The 18,740-nt window shown below is 60.3% G+C and carries 15 protein-coding genes and 1 riboswitch; of the genes, 3 read left to right on the top strand and 12 right to left on the bottom strand.

Translation table 11 applies throughout. The features are described from left to right. Nucleotides 1–456 precede the first annotated feature (456 nt). From J2R80_RS39865 to J2R80_RS39885, 5 genes are all read right to left on the bottom strand, one after another. Nucleotides 457–1,533, bottom strand: a complete 1,077-nt coding sequence (locus J2R80_RS39865; RefSeq protein ID WP_375162631.1) for a HoxN/HupN/NixA family nickel/cobalt transporter — start codon at nt 1,531–1,533, stop codon at nt 457–459. 380 nt (nt 1,534–1,913) lie between these two features. Next, nucleotides 1,914–2,114, bottom strand: a riboswitch (cobalamin riboswitch). Between the two features lie 190 nt (nt 2,115–2,304). Next, nucleotides 2,305–2,502 (bottom strand): hypothetical protein, encoded by a 198-nt coding sequence (locus J2R80_RS39870; RefSeq protein ID WP_076829230.1) that lies wholly within the window; start codon nt 2,500–2,502, stop codon nt 2,305–2,307. A 109-nt stretch (nt 2,503–2,611) separates the two neighbouring features. Then, entirely contained in the window at nt 2,612–4,498 is a 1,887-nt protein-coding gene (gene cysN, locus J2R80_RS39875) for a sulfate adenylyltransferase subunit CysN (protein ID WP_253640534.1), read from the bottom strand. Further along, on the bottom strand, nt 4,498–5,397 hold the full coding sequence (gene cysD, locus J2R80_RS39880; RefSeq protein WP_253640535.1) for a sulfate adenylyltransferase subunit CysD: 900 nt from the start codon (nt 5,395–5,397) through the stop codon (nt 4,498–4,500). The genes cysN and cysD overlap by 1 nt, the downstream gene beginning before the upstream one ends. Before the next feature lie 270 nt (nt 5,398–5,667). Continuing rightward, nucleotides 5,668–6,627, bottom strand: a complete 960-nt coding sequence (locus J2R80_RS39885; RefSeq protein ID WP_253640536.1) for a sulfotransferase domain-containing protein — start codon at nt 6,625–6,627, stop codon at nt 5,668–5,670. Between the two features lie 154 nt (nt 6,628–6,781). Here J2R80_RS39885 and istA point away from each other — a divergent pair, with 154 nt between their 5' ends. Together istA and istB are read left to right on the top strand one after the other, a co-directional pair. After that, the gene (gene istA / locus J2R80_RS39890; RefSeq protein ID WP_253641077.1) at nt 6,782–8,320 is read left to right on the top strand and encodes an IS21 family transposase; all 1,539 of its coding nucleotides are present in this window, start codon (nt 6,782–6,784) and stop codon (nt 8,318–8,320) included. 11 nt (nt 8,321–8,331) lie between these two features. Then, entirely contained in the window at nt 8,332–9,075 is a 744-nt protein-coding gene (gene istB, locus J2R80_RS39895; RefSeq protein WP_253640537.1) for an IS21-like element helper ATPase IstB, read from the top strand. Between the two features lie 247 nt (nt 9,076–9,322). Here the strand turns inward: istB and J2R80_RS39900 are convergent, their stop codons facing one another. Next, nucleotides 9,323–9,691, bottom strand: a complete 369-nt coding sequence (locus tag J2R80_RS39900; RefSeq protein ID WP_305884564.1) for a sulfotransferase — start codon at nt 9,689–9,691, stop codon at nt 9,323–9,325. Between the two features lie 777 nt (nt 9,692–10,468). Here J2R80_RS39900 and J2R80_RS39905 point away from each other — a divergent pair. Then, nucleotides 10,469–10,924 carry a MarR family winged helix-turn-helix transcriptional regulator gene (locus tag J2R80_RS39905; RefSeq protein ID WP_253640538.1) on the top strand — a complete coding sequence of 152 codons (456 nt, stop codon included), beginning with the start codon at nt 10,469–10,471 and terminating at the stop codon, nt 10,922–10,924. A gap of 1,184 nt (nt 10,925–12,108) precedes the next feature. Here J2R80_RS39905 and J2R80_RS39910 read toward each other — a convergent pair. From J2R80_RS39910 to ccoP, 6 genes are all read right to left on the bottom strand, one after another. Continuing rightward, complete coding sequence (locus tag J2R80_RS39910; protein ID WP_076829490.1) at nt 12,109–12,294, bottom strand: hypothetical protein; 186 nt, start codon at nt 12,292–12,294, stop codon at nt 12,109–12,111. Between the two features lie 1,090 nt (nt 12,295–13,384). After that, nucleotides 13,385–13,600 carry a cbb3-type cytochrome oxidase assembly protein CcoS gene (gene ccoS / locus J2R80_RS39915; RefSeq protein ID WP_253640539.1) on the bottom strand — a complete coding sequence of 72 codons (216 nt, stop codon included), beginning with the start codon at nt 13,598–13,600 and terminating at the stop codon, nt 13,385–13,387. Further along, a complete protein-coding gene (locus J2R80_RS39920; protein WP_253641078.1) occupies nt 13,600–15,786 on the bottom strand; it encodes a heavy metal translocating P-type ATPase in 2,187 nt (728 codons plus the stop codon). The genes ccoS and J2R80_RS39920 overlap by 1 nt, the downstream gene beginning before the upstream one ends. Before the next feature lie 12 nt (nt 15,787–15,798). After that, nucleotides 15,799–16,299: a FixH family protein gene (locus tag J2R80_RS39925; RefSeq protein WP_253640540.1), complete on the bottom strand. Its 501-nt coding sequence runs from the start codon at nt 16,297–16,299 to the stop codon at nt 15,799–15,801. A 23-nt stretch (nt 16,300–16,322) separates the two neighbouring features. Next, entirely contained in the window at nt 16,323–17,792 is a 1,470-nt protein-coding gene (gene ccoG / locus J2R80_RS39930) for a cytochrome c oxidase accessory protein CcoG (RefSeq protein ID WP_253640541.1), read from the bottom strand. Between the two features lie 74 nt (nt 17,793–17,866). After that, nucleotides 17,867–18,739, bottom strand: coding sequence for a cytochrome-c oxidase, cbb3-type subunit III (gene ccoP / locus J2R80_RS39935; RefSeq protein ID WP_253640542.1), 873 nt, complete (start codon nt 18,737–18,739; stop codon nt 17,867–17,869). Nucleotide 18,740: the final 1 nt, after the last annotated feature.

Below are 18,740 nucleotides of genomic sequence, written 5' to 3' on the forward strand. Positions count from 1 at the left end.
GTCAGCCCACGGCTTCGGTCGCGCCGGCGACACCAGTCACGCCTTGTGTGCTTGAAGCCGTTTGTCGTAGCCATTTTCACGATGGCGACCGTCGCGATCCAACCGTCCACTTTGCTGTGCTTTGGAACGCGCATCCGTCTGATGTCGGTTTGTACCGGTACCCCTGCGCTCCGGAGCCATCAGTCATGATCTCTGCTATCAACCATGCGGAATAGCTATGTCATTCGTTAAGCCAAATGGCCTCCGCCAGACCTGGTGCGGCTTAGTTTAGCCCCGCTTGTGGCGACGATCCTATTCCCACAAAACTGTCAAGCCCCAGACAGAAGAGATGAATCATGCAGGAACTCCCGTGCCATATCACAACGAGCGGGGACTCGTCGACCGAGATGCTTTCGCGCATCGGGCGCGCATAGCCTGCAAGCTTCCGCACCCCGAAGCTCATCTGGTTGTATGAGCTCACCCCGGCTTGAGCGGCTCTTCGAGTCCTTGCCAGCGATAGATCGCAAATGACAGCGCCCAACTGACCAGGAAGATGCCGACCACGAGATAGCCGAAATTGGCCAAGCTCCCGTTGAGATCGTCCACCGCGCTCCAGAAAGTGCCTTCAAGCGCCAATTTGTTGGCGAGCAGGCCGAGTGCCTCAATGCCGCCGATCAGCAGCGCCACGACGACTGAGATGGCCGTAATGGTCAGATTGTACCAGATCTTGCGGATCGGATTGAGGAAAGCCCAGCCATACGCGCCGACCATCAAGACGCTGTCAGTCGTATCGACGAGCATCATGCCCGCGGTGAAGAGAGCCGGAAATATCATCACCGTACTGAAGTCCAGCCCTCCCGAAGCCTGCCCGGCTGCGACGGTGAATAGGCTGATTTCCGTCGCGGTATCGAATCCGAGGCCGAACAACAGACCGATCGCGAACATCTGCCAGCTCGCCGTCACCATGCGAAACAGCGGGCGCAAGAGTCGGGACAGCAAGCCACGACCGGACAGAAGCAGATCGAACTCATGCTCTCGGACGTGTTCGCCACGCCGCGCACGCTGAAAGCTCCGCCAGACATCCCGTAGGATCACAAGGTTGATGGCGGCAATCGTCAGCAAGAAGAAGGCCGATGCACCGGTGCCGATGATGCTGCCAACCGCCCGGAACTCCTGGAAACCGCTTTGCAGCGCGAGCGCTGCAGCTGCAATCGCGGCGACCGCCACTGCAACCGACAAGGAATGGCCAAAGGCGAAGAAAAGTCCGACCGCGAGGGGGTGTCGGCCATCCTGCATCAGCTTGCGAACGACATTGTCGATGGTCGCGATATGATCAGCATCGACGGCGTGCCGAAGGCCGAGCACATAGGCCAGCACTGCTGTCGCCAGCAGCGTCGGCCGCTCGGACAGCGCCACGATGGCCCAGGTCCAGGCGAAGCAATTGATGGCCAACAAGAAGGCATAGAGCGAGATGATTCGACTCCGCGAGGCAGCCGATGCGTCGTCTATGGCAAGCTTTAGATATGTGAACATGATCTTGCTTCGGCAGCGCATCTAAGCATGAGTTTGATCACGAACGTCCCTCTTTGCATAAGCGCCGCGCACGCCAAAGCCGGTCCGGCCAGGCTGAAGACGAACCGACGGATACAGCGTCCGATGATCATGCCCATTCGCGGCACGAGACAATTGCGCTGGTCGCAACGGCGTGGAGTTGAGTGGCATTTCCTACTTCTCAGGGCTGGTCCCCCTTCGCGGTGCAGTTTTCGTGCCGCTCTGCTGGGCTAACGTGCTGGACCGCTTCGTGCGGCTTCTATCCTGCCGTCAGCTCGTTGTCGCGCGATTGCGCCGCCGCATTGACGTTGCAACCTCGATCTGAGCCGTAGTCGAGTTTAACGGGCCAACCAATGCCTAGAGCACCCCGTCCGACGCATTTGCGCGCGGCAACGGCTGGTAGCAGGTTTCCTGGCTGGAGTTCGCGGCTCTTGGCCACCTTCTCAGGATCGCGAATCCCAGTGGCACGAAATGGTCATCGCCTCGCCGCTTACAGTTGCGTCGGACAGCTCCGGCATGGGCCAGGCAGGACCCGCCGAACGCCCTTGAATAGCCTTTCGAACACTACCGATGACAAAGCGAAATGGCTTCAGAGGGCGTGTCAAGTAATCGTTGGCGAACATCGTGCGACACCGCAGCTCAGGAAAAAGCGGTAACTTTGCTCCTCAACCTCGGATTGCGGACGAGATCGAGGCGCCAAGACACTGCGGCTCTGTTGCTCAAGAACTCGGCGCGGCGCTCGCCGCTCGCGCAGACACACTGCGGTTGAAACACTCAGGCGACTGGAAGGCTGACTTCCTCTCTGTCCTTGGTCATGGCGTCATAGACCCGGACCTGGAGCATGGGACGGCGCTTCTTAAGCTCTTGCGCTCCTGCCCAGGCGCCGTCTCTTGTCGCGAATTCGGTTTTCAATTGACCGTCGACTTCGAGCACATAACCGGAAGCGGGCAATCGACGAGTGGATGCAACCATCTTAATCCTTTAGCATCGGCGAATCCGATCGATGCTCCCAGTTAACCCGAGTCGCCATCGCCAGACCAGTAGGCAGGTAAGCGGCATCCGCGAGGAAGAAGCGACAGGTTTATCGCCGCTCATCGCAGAGGAGTGCGCGCGCCATCACGGCGCCGACGACGGCTTCCGCTGCTTGCTCTGGGGCCTGCTCCATCGTCCTGAGATGAATTTCCGGCCTTATCGGCGCTTCGTAGGACGCATCGATGCCTGTGAAGTTCTTGATCTCACCGGCTTTAGCCTTTGAGTAGAGACCTTTTGGATCCCGCCTTGCGCATTCCTCGATTGGCGTATCGACAAAGACTTCGATGAACTCGTCCTTGCCAATCAGGCTGCGAACCATATCTCGCTCGGACCTGTAGGGGGAGATGAACGAGCAGATCACGATCAAGCCGCTGTCCAGCATCAACTTGGCAACGTGTCCGACGCGCCGAATGTTCTCCTCCCGCTCAGCCTTCGAGAAGCCTAGGTCCGCGTTCAATCCGCTCCGGAGGTCGTCACCATCTAGCAGCATGGCATGTCGCGACATTGCGAGCAGCTTCTGATCAACCATGTTGGCGATCGTCGACTTTCCCGCGCCAGACAGACCGGTGAACCAGACGACGCAAGGCTTCTGATCCTTGAGCGCGGCGCGCTCACTCCTGCCCACCGAAAGCGCCTGCCAGGGAACATTGGTGGCCCGCCGCAGCGGAAACGCAATCATACCGGCGCCAACCGTACGATTGGTATAACGATCAATGACGATAAACGATCCGGTTTTCCGATTGACGTCGTAAGGATCGAATGCGGCGGGCAGTGCGGTCGCAACATTGCAGAACGCGATCTCATTGAGAGAAAGCGTCTCGGCAGCCAGGTGCTCACATGTATTGACATCGATCCGATGCCTGATCGTGGTAATGCTGCCGGCGACCGTCTGCGAGCCAATCCGCAGGATGTAATTTCGTCCGGGAGCGAGCGGCTCGTTGTCCATCCAGATCAGATAAGCAGCGAATTGGTCGGCGACGCAGGGGCGTTCGGTTGGCCGCGACAGAAGATCGCCACGGCCGATATCGATCTCGTCTTCCAGCGTAATGGTGACGGCATCGCCGGCTTCGGCGTCGACAAGGTCGCCGTCCTGGGTCACGATCCGCTTGATGCGGGTGGTCCGTCCGGACGCGGCGACAACGATCTCGTCGCCTGCCGAGATCGTGCCGGAAGCCACCGATCCGGCGTAGCCGCGAAAATCCGCGTCGGGCCGGTTCACCCATTGGACCGGAAAGCGGAAGGCCTGGCTTGCAGTGTCGGACTGGATATCGATGCTCTCCAAATGCTCCATCAGGCATGGACCATGATACCACTTGGTATGAGCGGACCGGTCAACGACGTTGTCGCCGTGGCGGGCAGAGATCGGGATCGGAACAATCGAGCTAAAGCCAAGGCCGGCGGCAAAGGCCAGATAGCTGGTGACGATCCGATCGAAAGCAACCTTGCTGTATGCGACAAGGTCGATCTTGTTCACTGCCAGCACGACGTGGCGAATGCCAAGTAGCGAACAGATGAAGGAGTGGCGGCGGGTCTGAACCAACACGCCCTTGCGGGCATCGATCAGGATGATTGCGAGCTGCGCATTCGAGGCGCCGGTTGCCATGTTGCGGGTGTATTGCTCGTGACCGGGAGTGTCAGCCACCATGAAAGAGCGCCGCGGCGTCGTGAAGAAGCGATAGGCGACGTCGATCGTGATGCCCTGCTCCCGTTCAGCCTCGAGCCCGTCCACGAGCAGCGCGAAGTTGATGTCGGCGCCGCCGTGCCTGATGCTGTCGCGTTTCACCGCCGTGAGCTGATCTTGGTAGATCATCTTGCTGTCGTGCAGCAACCGGCCGATCAGGGTCGATTTTCCGTCGTCCACCGAGCCGCATGTTATGAATCGCAGCTGGTCCCTTGCACTAGGGTGGACAGGTTTCGACATTGCTATGGAAGTCATCAGAAGTAACCTTCCCGCTTCTTCTTCTCCATCGAAGCGGCTTCATCCGTATCAATCAGGCGTCCCTGACGCTCCGACACCGTCGCTGTCTGCATTTCTACGACCACGTCCTCGATCGTCGTCGCATCGGATTCAATGGCTCCGCTCAAAGGATAACATCCCAGCGTACGAAAGCGGATCATGCGCATTTGCGGCGTCTCATCGCAGTTGAGTGGCAATCGCCTGTCGTCGACCATGATCGTCGCGCCATTTCGGCACACCGTCGGTCTTTGCTTTGCGAAGTAGAGCGGGACGACCGGGATTTTTTCGAGCATGATATATTCCCAGACGTCCAGCTCGGTCCAGTTTGACATCGCAAACACGCGCATGCTTTCGCCCTGGCGTATCCGCGTGTTGAACAAGCTCCAGAGCTCCGGCCGCTGGTTGCGGGGGTCCCATACGTGTCCGGCCGAACGGAAGGACAGTATCCGTTCCTTGGCGCGGCTCTTTTCCTCGTCACGCCTGGCTCCGCCAAGAGCGGCATCAAATCCGTAAAGCTCGAGCGCCTGCTTCAGAGCGTCGGTCTTCATCACCTGGGTATGAAGCGCCGAGCCGGAGTCGATCGGATTGATCCCGCGCGCAATGCCCTCCTCATTCACATGGACGATCAGCTCGACGCCGAGCCGCTTGGCCGTCGCGTCCCGGAAGCTGATCATCTCGCGGAACTTCCAAGTCGTGTCGACGTGAAGCAGGGGGAAAGGCAATTTTGCCGGATAGAACGCCTTGATCGCAATGTGCAGCAGCACGCTCGAGTCTTTTCCGATCGAGTAAAGCATGACCGGCCTTTTGAACTCGGCGGCCACCTCACGCATGATTTCGATCGATTCAGCTTCAAGACGGCGCAGATGTTTTGGCAGCATATATGTTCTTTCGATGCAGGATCTCGGTTCTGCAGCGCCGGCCCAAAGGAGGAATGTCGGGTGCGAGCGAGCTCGCCGGTGCGTGTGGCTATCCAGCTATCAAGTGGCCGGTTGGGCGGCAGACTGACTGAGACACCCCGGGGCATGTCGCATTCCACCGTCGTACCGCCGGCGCCGGCCTCACACGTTATTGGCGCAGATCAGCTCGTTGGGCGGAGGAATCCTGGCTAAATCAGCCAGCGTGTTTTGATCGCAAGCATCCAGATCACCCTAAGCCATATTGATGATCTGCTCAAGCCGCGCGACCTCGCCACGCAAGATCTCGATAGCCGCATCACGAGTCCGAATAGCATCCAGCCCTGCAGCTCGATCAGCTTCTGACGCCAACAGTGCCTGCTGCAGCTGCGCTGTCATTGGATCGGCCAGCCGCAGATTTTCCGCAACGCTGGCATGGGACAGGTCTTGCGCCTGCACCACGGACATGTCGCACGTGGAACGAAAGTTCTCTGGAAGCTGCGGAGTGTGGACTTGCTCGGATTGTGATGGCCCGGACGATGCTCCGGCCTTGCCAGTTCGCAAATCCCACCAGGTTCGGAATGTGTGTCGATAGAGTTCAGTTAGCTGAGGCCCCCTATCCACGACTCCGGCTTGCTGTGCATGCAGCAGTTCCGCCTCATATCCGAGTTCTTTCAAAAGCTCGGTGCCGACCAGATCGGTCACGGTTTGCATTTCTTCGATGCTTAGTTGGGATTGCCATGTCTTGACAGAGCTTTGATCGACCGCGTTTCGTTCTAGGATCTTTCGATCCCCAAAGCTGCTGGATCGAAGATAGTCTACTTGTCCCATGCTCGCCGATGCGGCCGCCGCGGGATCACAGCCGAGCCCGCTTAGCAGGCGCCTAATCTCTTCGTCTGGTTGCGTCACGAGCAGCTCATATCGCACCAGCTGTGTGCGCGGGCGGGTGCGGTGCGCGGCGAGCCTCGGAAGGCCCAGAACCAAATCGGCAAATGAAGATATTAAGCCATCGGGCAGACGAAGCATGAGATCGGCGAGACTAGATACGCTGACCGAGTAGGAGCTTTCGGCTCGAAGCGGGATGCCCCACGTGGATTTCAGTGAAGCCGCGATGGCATAAGGATTGCGCATCAAAAGGATGTGTGGCGCTTCTGGATAGACACGTTTGCTGATTCCGCTCGATGTCGCCCACGATTCCGGAATGATCTCGCCCACCGTTCCGATTTGATGTCGCCCGCCATTCCGAGATGATCTCGCCCACCATTCCGGGATGATGTCGCCCGGGGTGACGAGGCCTCTTCTGGCTCCGATACGGTCCCGCCTTTCGGCTTTGCGAAGGGGGACCTGGATGCCGACGGAGAGGTTTGCGATGCGCCATGTGCGCGATGTGATCAGATTGAAGTCGGCAGGGATGCCGACCCGCGAGATTGCGCGGCGGGTGGGGACAGCCCCTTCGACGGTGCGGTTGACGATCCACCGGTTCGAGGCAGCGGGGCTGACCTGGCCATTGCCCGACGACATCACCGACGCTGCGCTGGAAGCCCGGCTGTTCGCCAGCGCGGGAGCCGGTCCCGGCACCCGGCGGGGCCATCGCCGGCAGGCCGAGCCGGACTGGGCGGCGGTACACCGCGAACTCCGGCGCAAGCATGTGACGCTGTCGATCCTGTGGGACGAGTACATCGCGGGCGAACCCGGCGGATATCGTTATTCGCGGTTCTGCGAGCTCTACCGCGCCTGGGAAGGCCGCCTGTCGGTGACGATGCGCCAGTCGCATACGGCCGGCGACAAGCTGTTCGTCGACTATGCCGGCGACGGCGTGCCGGTGGTAATCGACCGGTTCACCGGCGAGCGACGCGCCGCGCAGATCTTCGTCGCGGTGCTCGGCGCATCGAGCTTCACCTACGCGCAGGCGACCTGGACGCAGGGGCTCGCCGACTGGATCAGCGGCCACGTCGGCGCCTTCGAGGCGATCGGCGGCGTGCCGGCGCTGCTGGTGCCGGACAATACCAAGGTCGCAGTGATCAAGGCCTGCTTCTACGACCCGCAGATCAACCGCAGCTACGCCGACATGGCGGCGCATTACGGCACCGCCATTCTGCCGGCCAGGCCGCGACGGCCACGGGACAAGGCGAAGGTCGAACAGGCGGTCCTCATGGTCGAGCGCTGGCTGCTCGGGCGGCTGCGCCACCGCACCTTCCACAGCCTCGCCGAGGTCAACGCGGCGATCACCGAGCTAATGACCCGGCTCAACGAGGAGCGGCCGATCCGGCGGCTCGGCGTGACCCGCCGCAAGCTATTGGAGCAGATCGACCGGCCGGCGCTCAAGGACTTGCCGGAGAGCCCCTACGTGTTCGCCGAGTGGCGGATCTGCCGGGTCAGCATCGACTATCACGTCGAGGTCGAGGCGCATTACTACAGCGTCCCGCATCGCTTCGTCCGCGCCGAGGTCGAGGTGCGCTTCACCGCCCGCACCGTCGAGATTTTCCACAAGGGCGAGCGGATCGCCGCGCATCAGCGCATGAGCGGCAACCACAAGCACACCACCGTGCCGGAACACATGGCGTCCAGTCATCGGCGCTACGCCGGCTGGACCATCGAGCGCATTCGCAAGGAGGCCGCCACGATCGGGCCGGCCACCGCGGCGCTGTGCGACCTGATCCTCGATGAGCGGGCGCACCCCGAGCAGGGCTTCCGCGCTTGCCTCGGCATCATCCGGCTCGGCCAATCCTACGGGCAAGAGCGGCTCGATGCTGCCGCCATGCGGGCGATCGACATCGGCGCGCGCACCTACGGCTCGGTCAAATCGATCCTTGCCAACAACCTCGATCGGCGTCCTTCACCCAAGCGCCCCGCGGACAACGCGCCGGTCCTTCATCCCAACATCCGCGGGCCGCGCTACTACAACTAGGAGATCACGCCTTGCTCACGCATCCGACCCTCGATCAACTCCACGCGCTCGGCCTTCATGGCATGGCCAAGGCCTTTGCCGACATCGAAGCCGGCGGCGATGCCGCAAGCCTCGGCCATGCCGAATGGCTCGCGCTGCTGCTCGAACGCGAAGCCTCGCTGCGACGCGACAAGCGGCTATCGAAGCGGCTGCAATACGCCAAGCTGCGCCAGCAGGCTTGCGTCGAGGACATCGACTATCGCACCCCGCGCGGCCTCGACCGCAGCCTCCTGACGATGCTGGTCGAAGGCCAATGGATCGACGACCACGCCAACCTGCTGATCTGCGGGCCCTCCGGCGTCGGCAAGAGCTGGCTCGCCTCGGCGCTCGGCAACAAGGCCTGCCGCGACAATCGCTCCGTGCTCTATCAGCGTGTCCCGCGGCTGTTCACCGATCTCGCTTTGGCGCGCGGCGACGGCCGCCACCCGCGGCTCCTGCGGGCGCTCGGCCGCATCGATCTGCTCATCCTCGACGACTGGGGCCTCGAGCCGCTCGACGCCGCAGCCCGCCACGACCTCCTCGAGATCCTCGAGGACCGCTACGGCCGCCGCTCCACCACCGTCACCAGCCAGCTCCCCGTCGATCAATGGCACGCGCTGATCGGCGATCCCACCTACGCCGATGCCGTCCTCGACCGCCTGGTCCACAACGCCCACCGGATCGATCTCAACGGCGAGAGCCTGCGGCGAACCCGCAAACCCGAACGAAAGGCCTGAGCCAGTGGCGCTGTGGACATGCCGCTGCGCTTGGACAACGCAAAGAGCGTTGCCCACATGCCCACAGCAGACCAACAGCAGACGAAGAAGGGCCTCAAGCCGCGATTCAAGGTTGACCCCGCGGCTTCACCGATGCCAGAAACCAAACAGCCAGAACGCCTCGCGCCCCGGGCGACATCAAATCGGAATGGTGGGCGAGATCATCTCGGAATCCTGGGCGAGATCAAATCGGTACACCCGGGCGAGATCATCGGAATCCGCAGACACGTTCAAGGAATTCGAGCGCCGCCCAATAGCGTGGTGTTTTGTCTATAATGAGCCGCTTGCCCGCTGCTGCCAGATACTGACCGTATGCTGCATCGGCAAAAGCGCGGCTGGCAGTCGTCCGATCGATGCGCCCCAGGAATTCGGAGGTTGCGCTCTCAATCAGCAAAGATCCTGCCGGGTGGCATTGATCCACCCTTCCGAAGGCTTCAAGTGCCAACATCAACCAGGGTTCAGGCGGGGCCATGATCTCTGGATGGCTTTGGAGCAGGTGTGCCAGGAGTGTTGTCCCGGCTCGTGGAAGTCCGAGGAGAAAGCAGACCACAGGCGAACCGCCAGAAGCACAACTCATAATTCAGGCCCCATACTTGAAAAGCGAACCGCGTTCGATTGAGCGAAATAAAGCCGGCCGCGGCCTCAGTTGAGGCGACCGCTTGCAAACCAAGCTTACTGCTACAAGGATTTCGCCTTGCCGCTCATGATTTGAAAGCCGTTAAGTTCAATCGATTGGGCGGGATCGCTAGCGTTTGACAGCTGCGATCGCTCCCGATTGCTCGACAGTAGAGACCAAGTCAAGAACCAGGCAACTGCACGAAGATTTGCTGCGTATATGAGAAGGATGGAATGAACTATACGGAAGTTTACCGGGTAGCGACCGCGGCGCATGGGACGATACGAAATACAGTTGGCGCGATGCTGTTTGCCAGGCCGTTGAAAACATAAATGCGACATACACCTCGCTGATGCTCGGCGTACACCGGAGAAGTTCGCCAAATAGAGCGGACAGGCCGGCGAGCGGGACAAAGAACGAAAACGTCTCAAATGGCAGGTCGGATCAAACCTTTTCAGCGCGCGATAACGGTCCCGGCGCAACTGCCTGCCGCTGCTCGGCCAACACAATGAGCGTTTTGCACGTCTACCCGCCTGCCCGTCGCAAGTCCCACATCCGTCCGAACTGTACCAACTATCTGACTTGCTTGTTCTCGCGGCGTTGTCCCGATTTCTAATCCGCGCTATTGGAAGTCTGTAAAGGATGGAACCCTGACCCACGATGCCGCCGGATTTACCTGGTCCAGCAACCGCGCCTCATCGTATCTCCACTGACGGACAGGAGATATTCCGGCCGTTCATGTGGGAGATCAGATCGATCACTGCCTGTCTCGAAGAACTCGCCAAATTCCGTGCCAATGTGCTTGGCATCACTGGGCCACAGTGGATGATCCTGATGGCAGTGGTCTATCTGGGCAAAGAAAAGGGCGTGCCCGTCAACCTGGTGTCACGCTTGATGCATGTCGATCCTTCCTTCGTCACGACCCACTCAAAAATCTTGGAGAAAAAGGGTTTCCTGCGGCGCAAACCCTCCACAGCCGATGCGCGAGTAGTCCAGATGTCGCTGACCGCCAAAACGCGCAAGCATCTCGCGAGTTTGACACCTCGACAGGAAGCGCAGGATGTGCTGGTTTTTGACGAATTCGGCCTCGACGGATCAAGCGAGTTCATTACCAGTCTGGCCGCAGTGAGGCATCGCTTGGAGAAGGCCCGCTCTGGCATCCAGAAGACCAAAACGAGCGATCGTCAGAAATGAAGCTGGCTAACCATCCGACTCTGCCGGTCTTCGAATATTTCTTGAGGCGTCGCGGTCGAAGGTGGTTATGGTCCCTTTACACCGCAGAAGGCGCGCAGGTGATGACGGGTTCAGGACCTAACCGCTCCACGGCCATCTATCAAGCCAACAGAGCACTTTTTCAATTGCTGCTGAGCGCGCCTTATCGCTTGGGAGCTCGAGCTCACCAACAGGCTCGGCGGCCTCCGCCTACGCCAAAGGTTTAGGCTGGCATGAACTTCGAGGAATGTCCTTTCGTAAGATGTTTTCCATGTGGTTCGTGCGATAAGCGCATGTGGTACCCAGCAGGACCAAGGCAGCATCGCCGAAACTGAAGAGGCTGCTGGCCGGAGGATGCTGGATTCAGCCTTCTTCCGAAGTTCCTCTAACGCTAATCAGCTTCTCAAAAGCTAACGCTCCCAGCACTGGGCGAAGTTTTGTTCGTGTCCAGGCCGACAAGTCATTCGCGGAGCAAAGCCTTTAGCGGCTTCTAAGCTGCTTACAACCAGCTGAGCTTGGCTGCGCAGACTTGCGGACAGGCCTGGGGTTTGGCTGGAGAGCGGCATGGATGGTTCGCACTCCTGGCAAATGCACAAGAATGGGTGCCAGGATTTCCTCGCGAGATCTCGGCGAGCCAAGAGGGTGACGATGCGCGCCTGCAGGCAAGCTTTGAGCATCAGCTGCACCGGTTGCAACCTGGCTCACGCGAGGACGGCGGTGGAGAGATCCAGCTAAGCGAACTCGCCCCTTTACGGGCGATACCGCCTTACCCCAACGCGCAGGATAACCTGGGCAGTGGCACGCGCTACACCTTGGAGCGGGCGGCGCACGAACCGACCACAGCGCGATCCGCCGCATTCTTCTAATCTTTAACGGGGAACGAGCGATCATCGAAACAATTTCCAGCCCGGAAACATTCGAAGCAGGTCCTCGTAAGATCGTCTCGTCATTCTCGATCATACCGGGCAAAGCGGCCTTCGGTCGTACATCCTTTAACCTCAAAGATGACGAAGCGCTGGAGCCCGTTCCACGAAAATGACAGACCAAGCGCGTGAAAAGCTCTTTCCACAGCAATTGGCAGGCCAATCTGGAAAACAATTTCAACGGCCGTAAAGGGCGGCCTGCGAGCCGCCCTACTGTGCCGGCCACCAGCGCTGCTAAGTAAGCTACCGCTGATGTCCGAGTCCTATTCCGAGATTTAACGCCTTCTGGCGCAGCGCACCGACGCTGCGTTTGGTCATTTTTGCAATCTTTATGACGGGGGTCCGAGCCTTCGAATGGACTTTGAGCTCTTTAATATCTGCCTTGGTCCACTCGCGCCGCTTAACGCGTTTCTTGGTTGCTTTTTTCACAATGAATGCTCCTTTTGAGAGGAGCGGCTTGTAACACAGATTTTTCGGAGCGACGACCGTAAAAATGAGGCAATCATAGGAACTCGCGCCACCATATGTGTTCAGGGACAAGGCGCCTCGACCATTGTAAACTCGTACAGATGCCGTCTTGAGAGGACTTCGCCTGTTCGAAGCTAAGCGCGCAGACTAACATGTTGCTGGAAGGAAGTGCGCAAGCAGGGTGTGGTAAGCCTGAACAAACTCGGAATCGGGCATGTTCGTGATTTGTATTAAGCGTGGAGGCATCAACGATCGAGGACTATGAGACATCGTAACAGTCTCTAACACGGTCGCCCTAGCACGCTTGGCGCGCTGCACTGTCTAGACGGCCTGGGCCTCCCTTGCGCTGGCGAGAACACCAAATCGAATCTCCTCTTCGTAGCCGTCGCCCGATTTCGGCTCCAGGCTGGAGGGACAAGCCTGTTCTTATGAACAGCCAGGTTTCACCTCTGTTGACGCGGGCCGAGAACGGCGAACGCTGTGATTTAGCGCCCTGCGATGACCTCTCATAGGGAGGCTGTGAAGATGAGCGGCCAACGTTTCAGCTTTTATGGCGCGATCTTCCTCCAATTTTCTTTTGATGTGATGTATGCATATTTGGCGAGAAAGACGAAGTCGATGCTTGATAGTCCGCGATCGGAGCTGTTGCGCCGCGACAAATGCGGCCGCCTTATTGGGCACCAAGTCAATTGCGCGATTAGATGGCTTAGCCTCACCGATCCAAAGCGGACCGGCCTTATCGATCGAGCTTTTTTCTCGCCGCGAGGCCGGGCTCAAGCTTGCCGGATAATGCGACGTCGTCACCCGATCGATTGGTAGACAGAATTGGGATGACTATTGAGGCTGCAGCTGCGGGCGCCTTTTGTTGCGTCCGCGAAAGCGACAGCCTCTGCCGCCACGACTTGCAGGTATCGCGGTGTCTCGGTAGCCCGACGTGCTGCCGAGCATTTGTTGCTGATCATGCGCATTGCCCTGATCAACAAGTTGTCGCTGGCTGTCTTTGCGACCGCGTGTCTCGCAGTTGCGCCGCGGACCACCGGCCGAGCTGGCACTATCCCGCACAGCGCCGACCACCACTTCCGCAATCACGCTGGCCCATCTGCACTATTTGGACCGGCGCTTCGTCGGGCTCGTCATCGGCGAGGGCGCGCCAGGCCGCGCCATCGAGATCGTCATACTGACCACTGTTCAGCGACCACAGAAAGCCGAGCAGGCCAACGAAGCCCAGTGCAAGAGCAAGTGGAACCAGATAGAGCAGGACCTCCATCAGATTGCTTCGCTCCTTCGCGCCCGCAGCGCATTGAGCATGACCAGCACGGACGAACCTGACATCGCCGCGGCAGCAATCAGCGGCGTCACCAGGCCGGCGATCGCGACCGGCACCGCCAGGACATTGTAGACGACAGCGAGCCAAAGGTTTTGCCGCATCAGCCGCAGCGCCTTGCGCGAGGTCATAACCGCCGTCATCACGGGCCGAAGACGCTCACCGAGAAAGACCGCATCAGCGACCGCCTGGCTCATATGAGTGGCCGTAACAGGCGACATCGAGGCATGAGCCGTTGCGAGCGCGGGCGCGTCGTTCAAGCCATCGCCGACCATCAACACCTTGTATCCCTCGCCCGTCAGGCTTTCGACCCGGGCGACCTTATCTGTCGGCGAGACGCCGGCACGCCAATTTCGAATGCCGAGCGTCGCGGCCGTGCGCCGAACTGCTGGCTCGCGATCTCCCGACACGATCTCTACCGCGACCCCAAGGCTCGCGAGGCCCGCGACGACCTCGGGCGCGTCTGGCCGCATGCGTTGGCGGACGGCGAAGACGTGCTTGCTGTCGCCGTGGCTAAAGGCGACGATAGAAGCCTCTGGATCACGGCAAAGAGTCTCATCAGCCAGGCTTTCAGCGCCGCAGAAAGACGGGCGGCCGAGCCGGATCTCCGAGCCTTGATAGTAACCCCTGACGCCCTGCCCCGGCTCCTCTTCGATATCGGCCAGCGGCTCGCTTGCGCCGGCAGCTCGCGCCAGGGCAGCGGCGACCGGATGGCGGCTCGATAATGCAAGCCGGCCGGCCAATTTGACGATATCGTCGGGAATGCCGGCGAGATTGGCGACATCGAGCTCCGGCAACGTCAGCGTTCCGGTCTTGTCGAAGACCACCCGGTTCACCTCGGCCATGCGCTCGATCGCATCCCCGGCGTTGAGCAGCACGCCGGACCGGAACAGCACGCCGGCCGCCACGGTCTGCACCGCCGGTATAGCCAGACCCAGCGCGCAAGGGCAGGTGATGATCAAGACCGCGATCGCCGTGACGATCGCATCATGGAAGGTTGCGCCAGAGGCAAGCCAGCCCAGCATCGTCAGGAAGGCGGTTGCGTGAACAATCGGTGCATAGAGTCGCGACGCCCGCTCGGCCAAGCGCAGATAGCGCGAGCGCGCCTGCAGGGCATGATCAAGTAGCCGAGAAATCTCGGCGAGCATCGTGTCCTCCGAGGCCGCCACCGCGCGGACGCGCAAGGTACCCGATCGCACCAATGTACCGGCGAACACTGCGCTGCCGGGCGCCACGAGCGCGGGCAAGGTCTCACCCGTAATGGCGCTTTGATCGACCTCGGAGCGGCCCTCGATCACGTCGCCATCGACGGTACAGCATTCGCCCGGTCGCACCAGCACGACGTCCCCCGGTTTGATCGTTGATGCCGGAACGGTCCTGATCTCCGTCGGGCTTATGAACTTCGCGGCGGTCTCCGCCTTGAGCGCGGCAAGATTGCCAGCAAAGGCGCGGGTACGCCGTCTCATGTTCTGGTCGAGATAGCGGCCTGCGAGTAGGAAGGCGATCAACATGATCGCCGCGTCAAAATATGCATGTTCGGCATGAGCGATGGTCTCGATCAGCGAAGTCGCCAACGCGAGCAAGATGCCGATGCTGATCGGCACGTCCATATTGGCCCGGCGAGCCCGTAGCGCGCTAAAAGCTGAGGAGAGGAACGGCTGCGCCGAATAAGCCGCGGCCGGCAGCACGATCAGCGCGGAGAGCCAGTGAAAGAAGTCGCGCTGCTCCGGCAGCATGTCTGAGACATTGCCGGACCATACCGGAATCGAGAGCATCATAACGTTCATCGCGGCAAATGCAGCCACAGCCAGCCGCCGCAGCAAGTCCCGCGCCCGCTCCGATTCCAGTGTCTCCGCATTGTCCCGCTGAAAGGGATACGCCCGATAGCCCAGTTCAGCGAGCCGCTTGATGAATAGCGCTGGATCAAGCGCGCCTGCTTTCCATTCCAGCGCGAGCCGGTTATCGGTGAGATTCACGCGCGCCGAGGTCACGTCCGGAATGCTCGATAGATTGCGCTCGATCTTGCCCATGCAGCCCGCGCAATTCATCCCTTCCACCGCAAGGTCGAGTTGGACGAAGCCCGTGCCTGTCCTCTTCAAATAGTGCGAAAAGTCGATGTCCGCCTGCATGCTCATGTGCCCTCAGTCCAATACGATGCGGTTTTTCGACAGAAACATGCGGCGACCGTCAGCGCCGCCTTCGATCACGAGATCCCACTGCCCGATAGCGACCCCCTCGGCGTCTCCTCGGTAGGTTCCAGCACTGCCTTCCGCCACATTGATCTGGCGATCGGCCCGGCGGTTCACCGGTCGCTCGAGCCGGGCCATGAAATTCATTCCTACGAGAGGCGCGCCTGCGCGGTCGCGCGCCTCGATCGCAAGCACCGCCCGGTCATCGGACTGCCGTTGGACATGTACCTGCACCTGCCAGCTTCGCTCGTTCTGCTCCCGCGCCGCCAGGATCTCACGCTGATAGGCGAGGCCCGCGCTGTAGGCGCTGTCAACCTCCGTTCCCGGTAGCGTCGTGATGGCAAGGCGCATCATGATCAAATTGGCGCCAATCACCACCGAGAAGAAAGCGAGCATGGCGATCAGGACAAAGCGTCCGGTGATGGGCCGCGCGACTGGAATTGATGCGGTCATTGGCAAGATCTCGTCAGTAATTCCTAGGGGAAGACGAAGTGATCCGTTGTGGAGGCGACCTCACCGAGGCCAATGTCGGTGACCCGAAATGTCACCGGCATCGACCGTTCCGACGTGTCGTCGGCCGGAGCGGTCACCAATAAGCGCAGTTCTGTCGTGGTATCGCGAGCCAAGATAATCATCGGTCGTTCCACGGTCACAGAATCTACGCCGACGACGTGGACGGACGTTTGGGGCGGCCCATCGATGTCGATCGCGATGACGCGGTCGAAAGCGCGCTTGTTAAGCAAGCGTACCGTGTAGCCGTTGCGAATCGAACCATCGCTGAGCCTGACCGCCATCGGATTACGATCGTGCAGCACGTTGACGTCGAGCAGTGTTCTGGACCACAACCCATAAAGTATCATCGCACAGACGACCGAGATCAAAGACGCATATACGATCGTCCGTGGACGTACCGGCTTGAAGACCTCCGACTTGCCTTCCATGCGGCGCCTAATATTGATGTCGTTGTCGTAACCAATCAGGCGATTTTTGCGCCCGATCTTCTTCATGACGGCATCGCAGGCGTCGATGCACAGCCCGCACTGGATGCAGCCGAGCTGGGCGCCGTTGCGAATATCGACGCCCGTCGGACAGACCGCCGCGCATTGATTGCAGTCGATGCAGTCTCCGATCTTTTCGCCGCGCGCGCGCAGATCGAATGACTTCTTCAATGAGCAGCGCAGTTCGCCGCGATCGTATTTGTAGGTGACATTGAGCGCCCACTCGTCGGTGAGCGCGGCCTGGATGCGCGGCCAGGGGCACATATACACGCAGACCTGTTCGCGCATGTAGCCGGCCAACAGGTACGTCGTAACGGTCAGGATCCCGATCCAGACATAGGCGATCGCGGGCGCCTGGAATGTCGCCAGATCGCGCACCAATGTATGCGCGTCGGCGAAGTAGAGCACCCAGGCACCACCGGTCCACCAAGCGATCATCAACCAGACCGCGTGCTTTAGCACGCGCTCGGCCGCGCGCTGCGCTGTCATCGGGCGTGCGGCGGCCCTCAGCCGGTCGCGACGGTCGCCCTCGATCCAACGCTCTACCGCATAGAACAGATCGGTCCATGCCGTTTGCGGACAGAGATAGCCGCACCAAATACGTCCGCCCAGCGCGTTCATCAAGAATAGTGCCAGCGCCGCAAGCACGAGCAGCCCGGTGAAGTAATAAAGCTCCTGCGGCCACAGCTCGATGAAGAAAAAGTAGAACCGTCGGTTCGGGAAATCGAGCAATACCGCCTGGTCGGGAGCGCCTAAGCCACGATGCCAACGAACGAATGGCAGCAAATAGTAGATCCCGAGACAGACCACCATCAGCCGCCATTTGATGGTGCGGAAAGTGCCGCAGACGCTCTGCGGATGGACCTTCTTATGAGCTGTATAGAGAGGCCCCTCTTCGCCGATCGGCGGGTCGTCGCGCGAACCAGTCTTGTTCAGGGCTAGCTTCATGGCCGACCTTACATCTGGCACGGGCGACTGACGGAGCCTCGTCGATGGGCCGGTGACTTCTCGGCTCATCTCACCTACTGTCCACCACCGAGCGAGTGCACATAGACCGCAAGTGCCTTGATCGTGATGGGATCGAACCGCCCGCTCCAGGCCGGCATTATGCCCGCGCGGCCATAGCTGATCGTCTCGATCAGAGTCTCCTCGTTCGAGCCGTACAACCAAATGTGGTCCGTCAGATTCGGCGCGCCGAGCTCCTGGTTACCTTTGGCGTTCTCGCCATGGCAGGCTGCACAATTCTCAGCAAAGATCCTTGTGCCGGCCGCGGCATCGAAATTGGCGACTGTTGACAGGCCGGACAGCGATCGCACGTAATTCGCTACTGTGGCGATCTCATCTTTCCTGAGGATGCCGTCGCGGCCGAAGGCCAGCATTTGCCCCTCATGGGCCTGGGCATGCCCGGACCGTGCGCCGAACTGGATGGTCTGCTGGATCTGATCGAGCGATCCGCCCCACAACCAGTCATCGTCGTTGAGATTGGGATAACCCTTGGCACCTGCGCCGCCGCTGCCATGGCATGGCGCGCAATTGTCTGCGAACACTGTCTTGCCCCGGGCACGGGCCAGTGCCAGCAGAGCCGGATCCGTCTCGATCTCCGTCAGAGACGCTTTGCCGAGAACTGCCATCTTCTCGCCCCGCAGCTTCTCGAGCCCGGCAAGATCGCTGACGACACTCGCGCGGGTCGAATAATGAAATACGCCGGTCGTGTAGCTTGAGAGGAGCGGCCAGGCCGGATAGACGACCCAATAGGCGATCGCCCAAAGGATGGTGGCGTAGAAGGTCGAGATCCACCAGCGCGGCAGCGGCGTGTTGAGCTCCTTTATGCCATCCCATTCGTGTCCCGTCGTGGAGCGGCCGGAGATCCGATCGAAGTCGTTGCGGTCAGTCATG

Source organism: Bradyrhizobium sp. USDA 4541, assembly GCF_024171085.1.
Classification (GTDB): domain Bacteria; phylum Pseudomonadota; class Alphaproteobacteria; order Rhizobiales; family Xanthobacteraceae; genus Bradyrhizobium; species Bradyrhizobium australafricanum.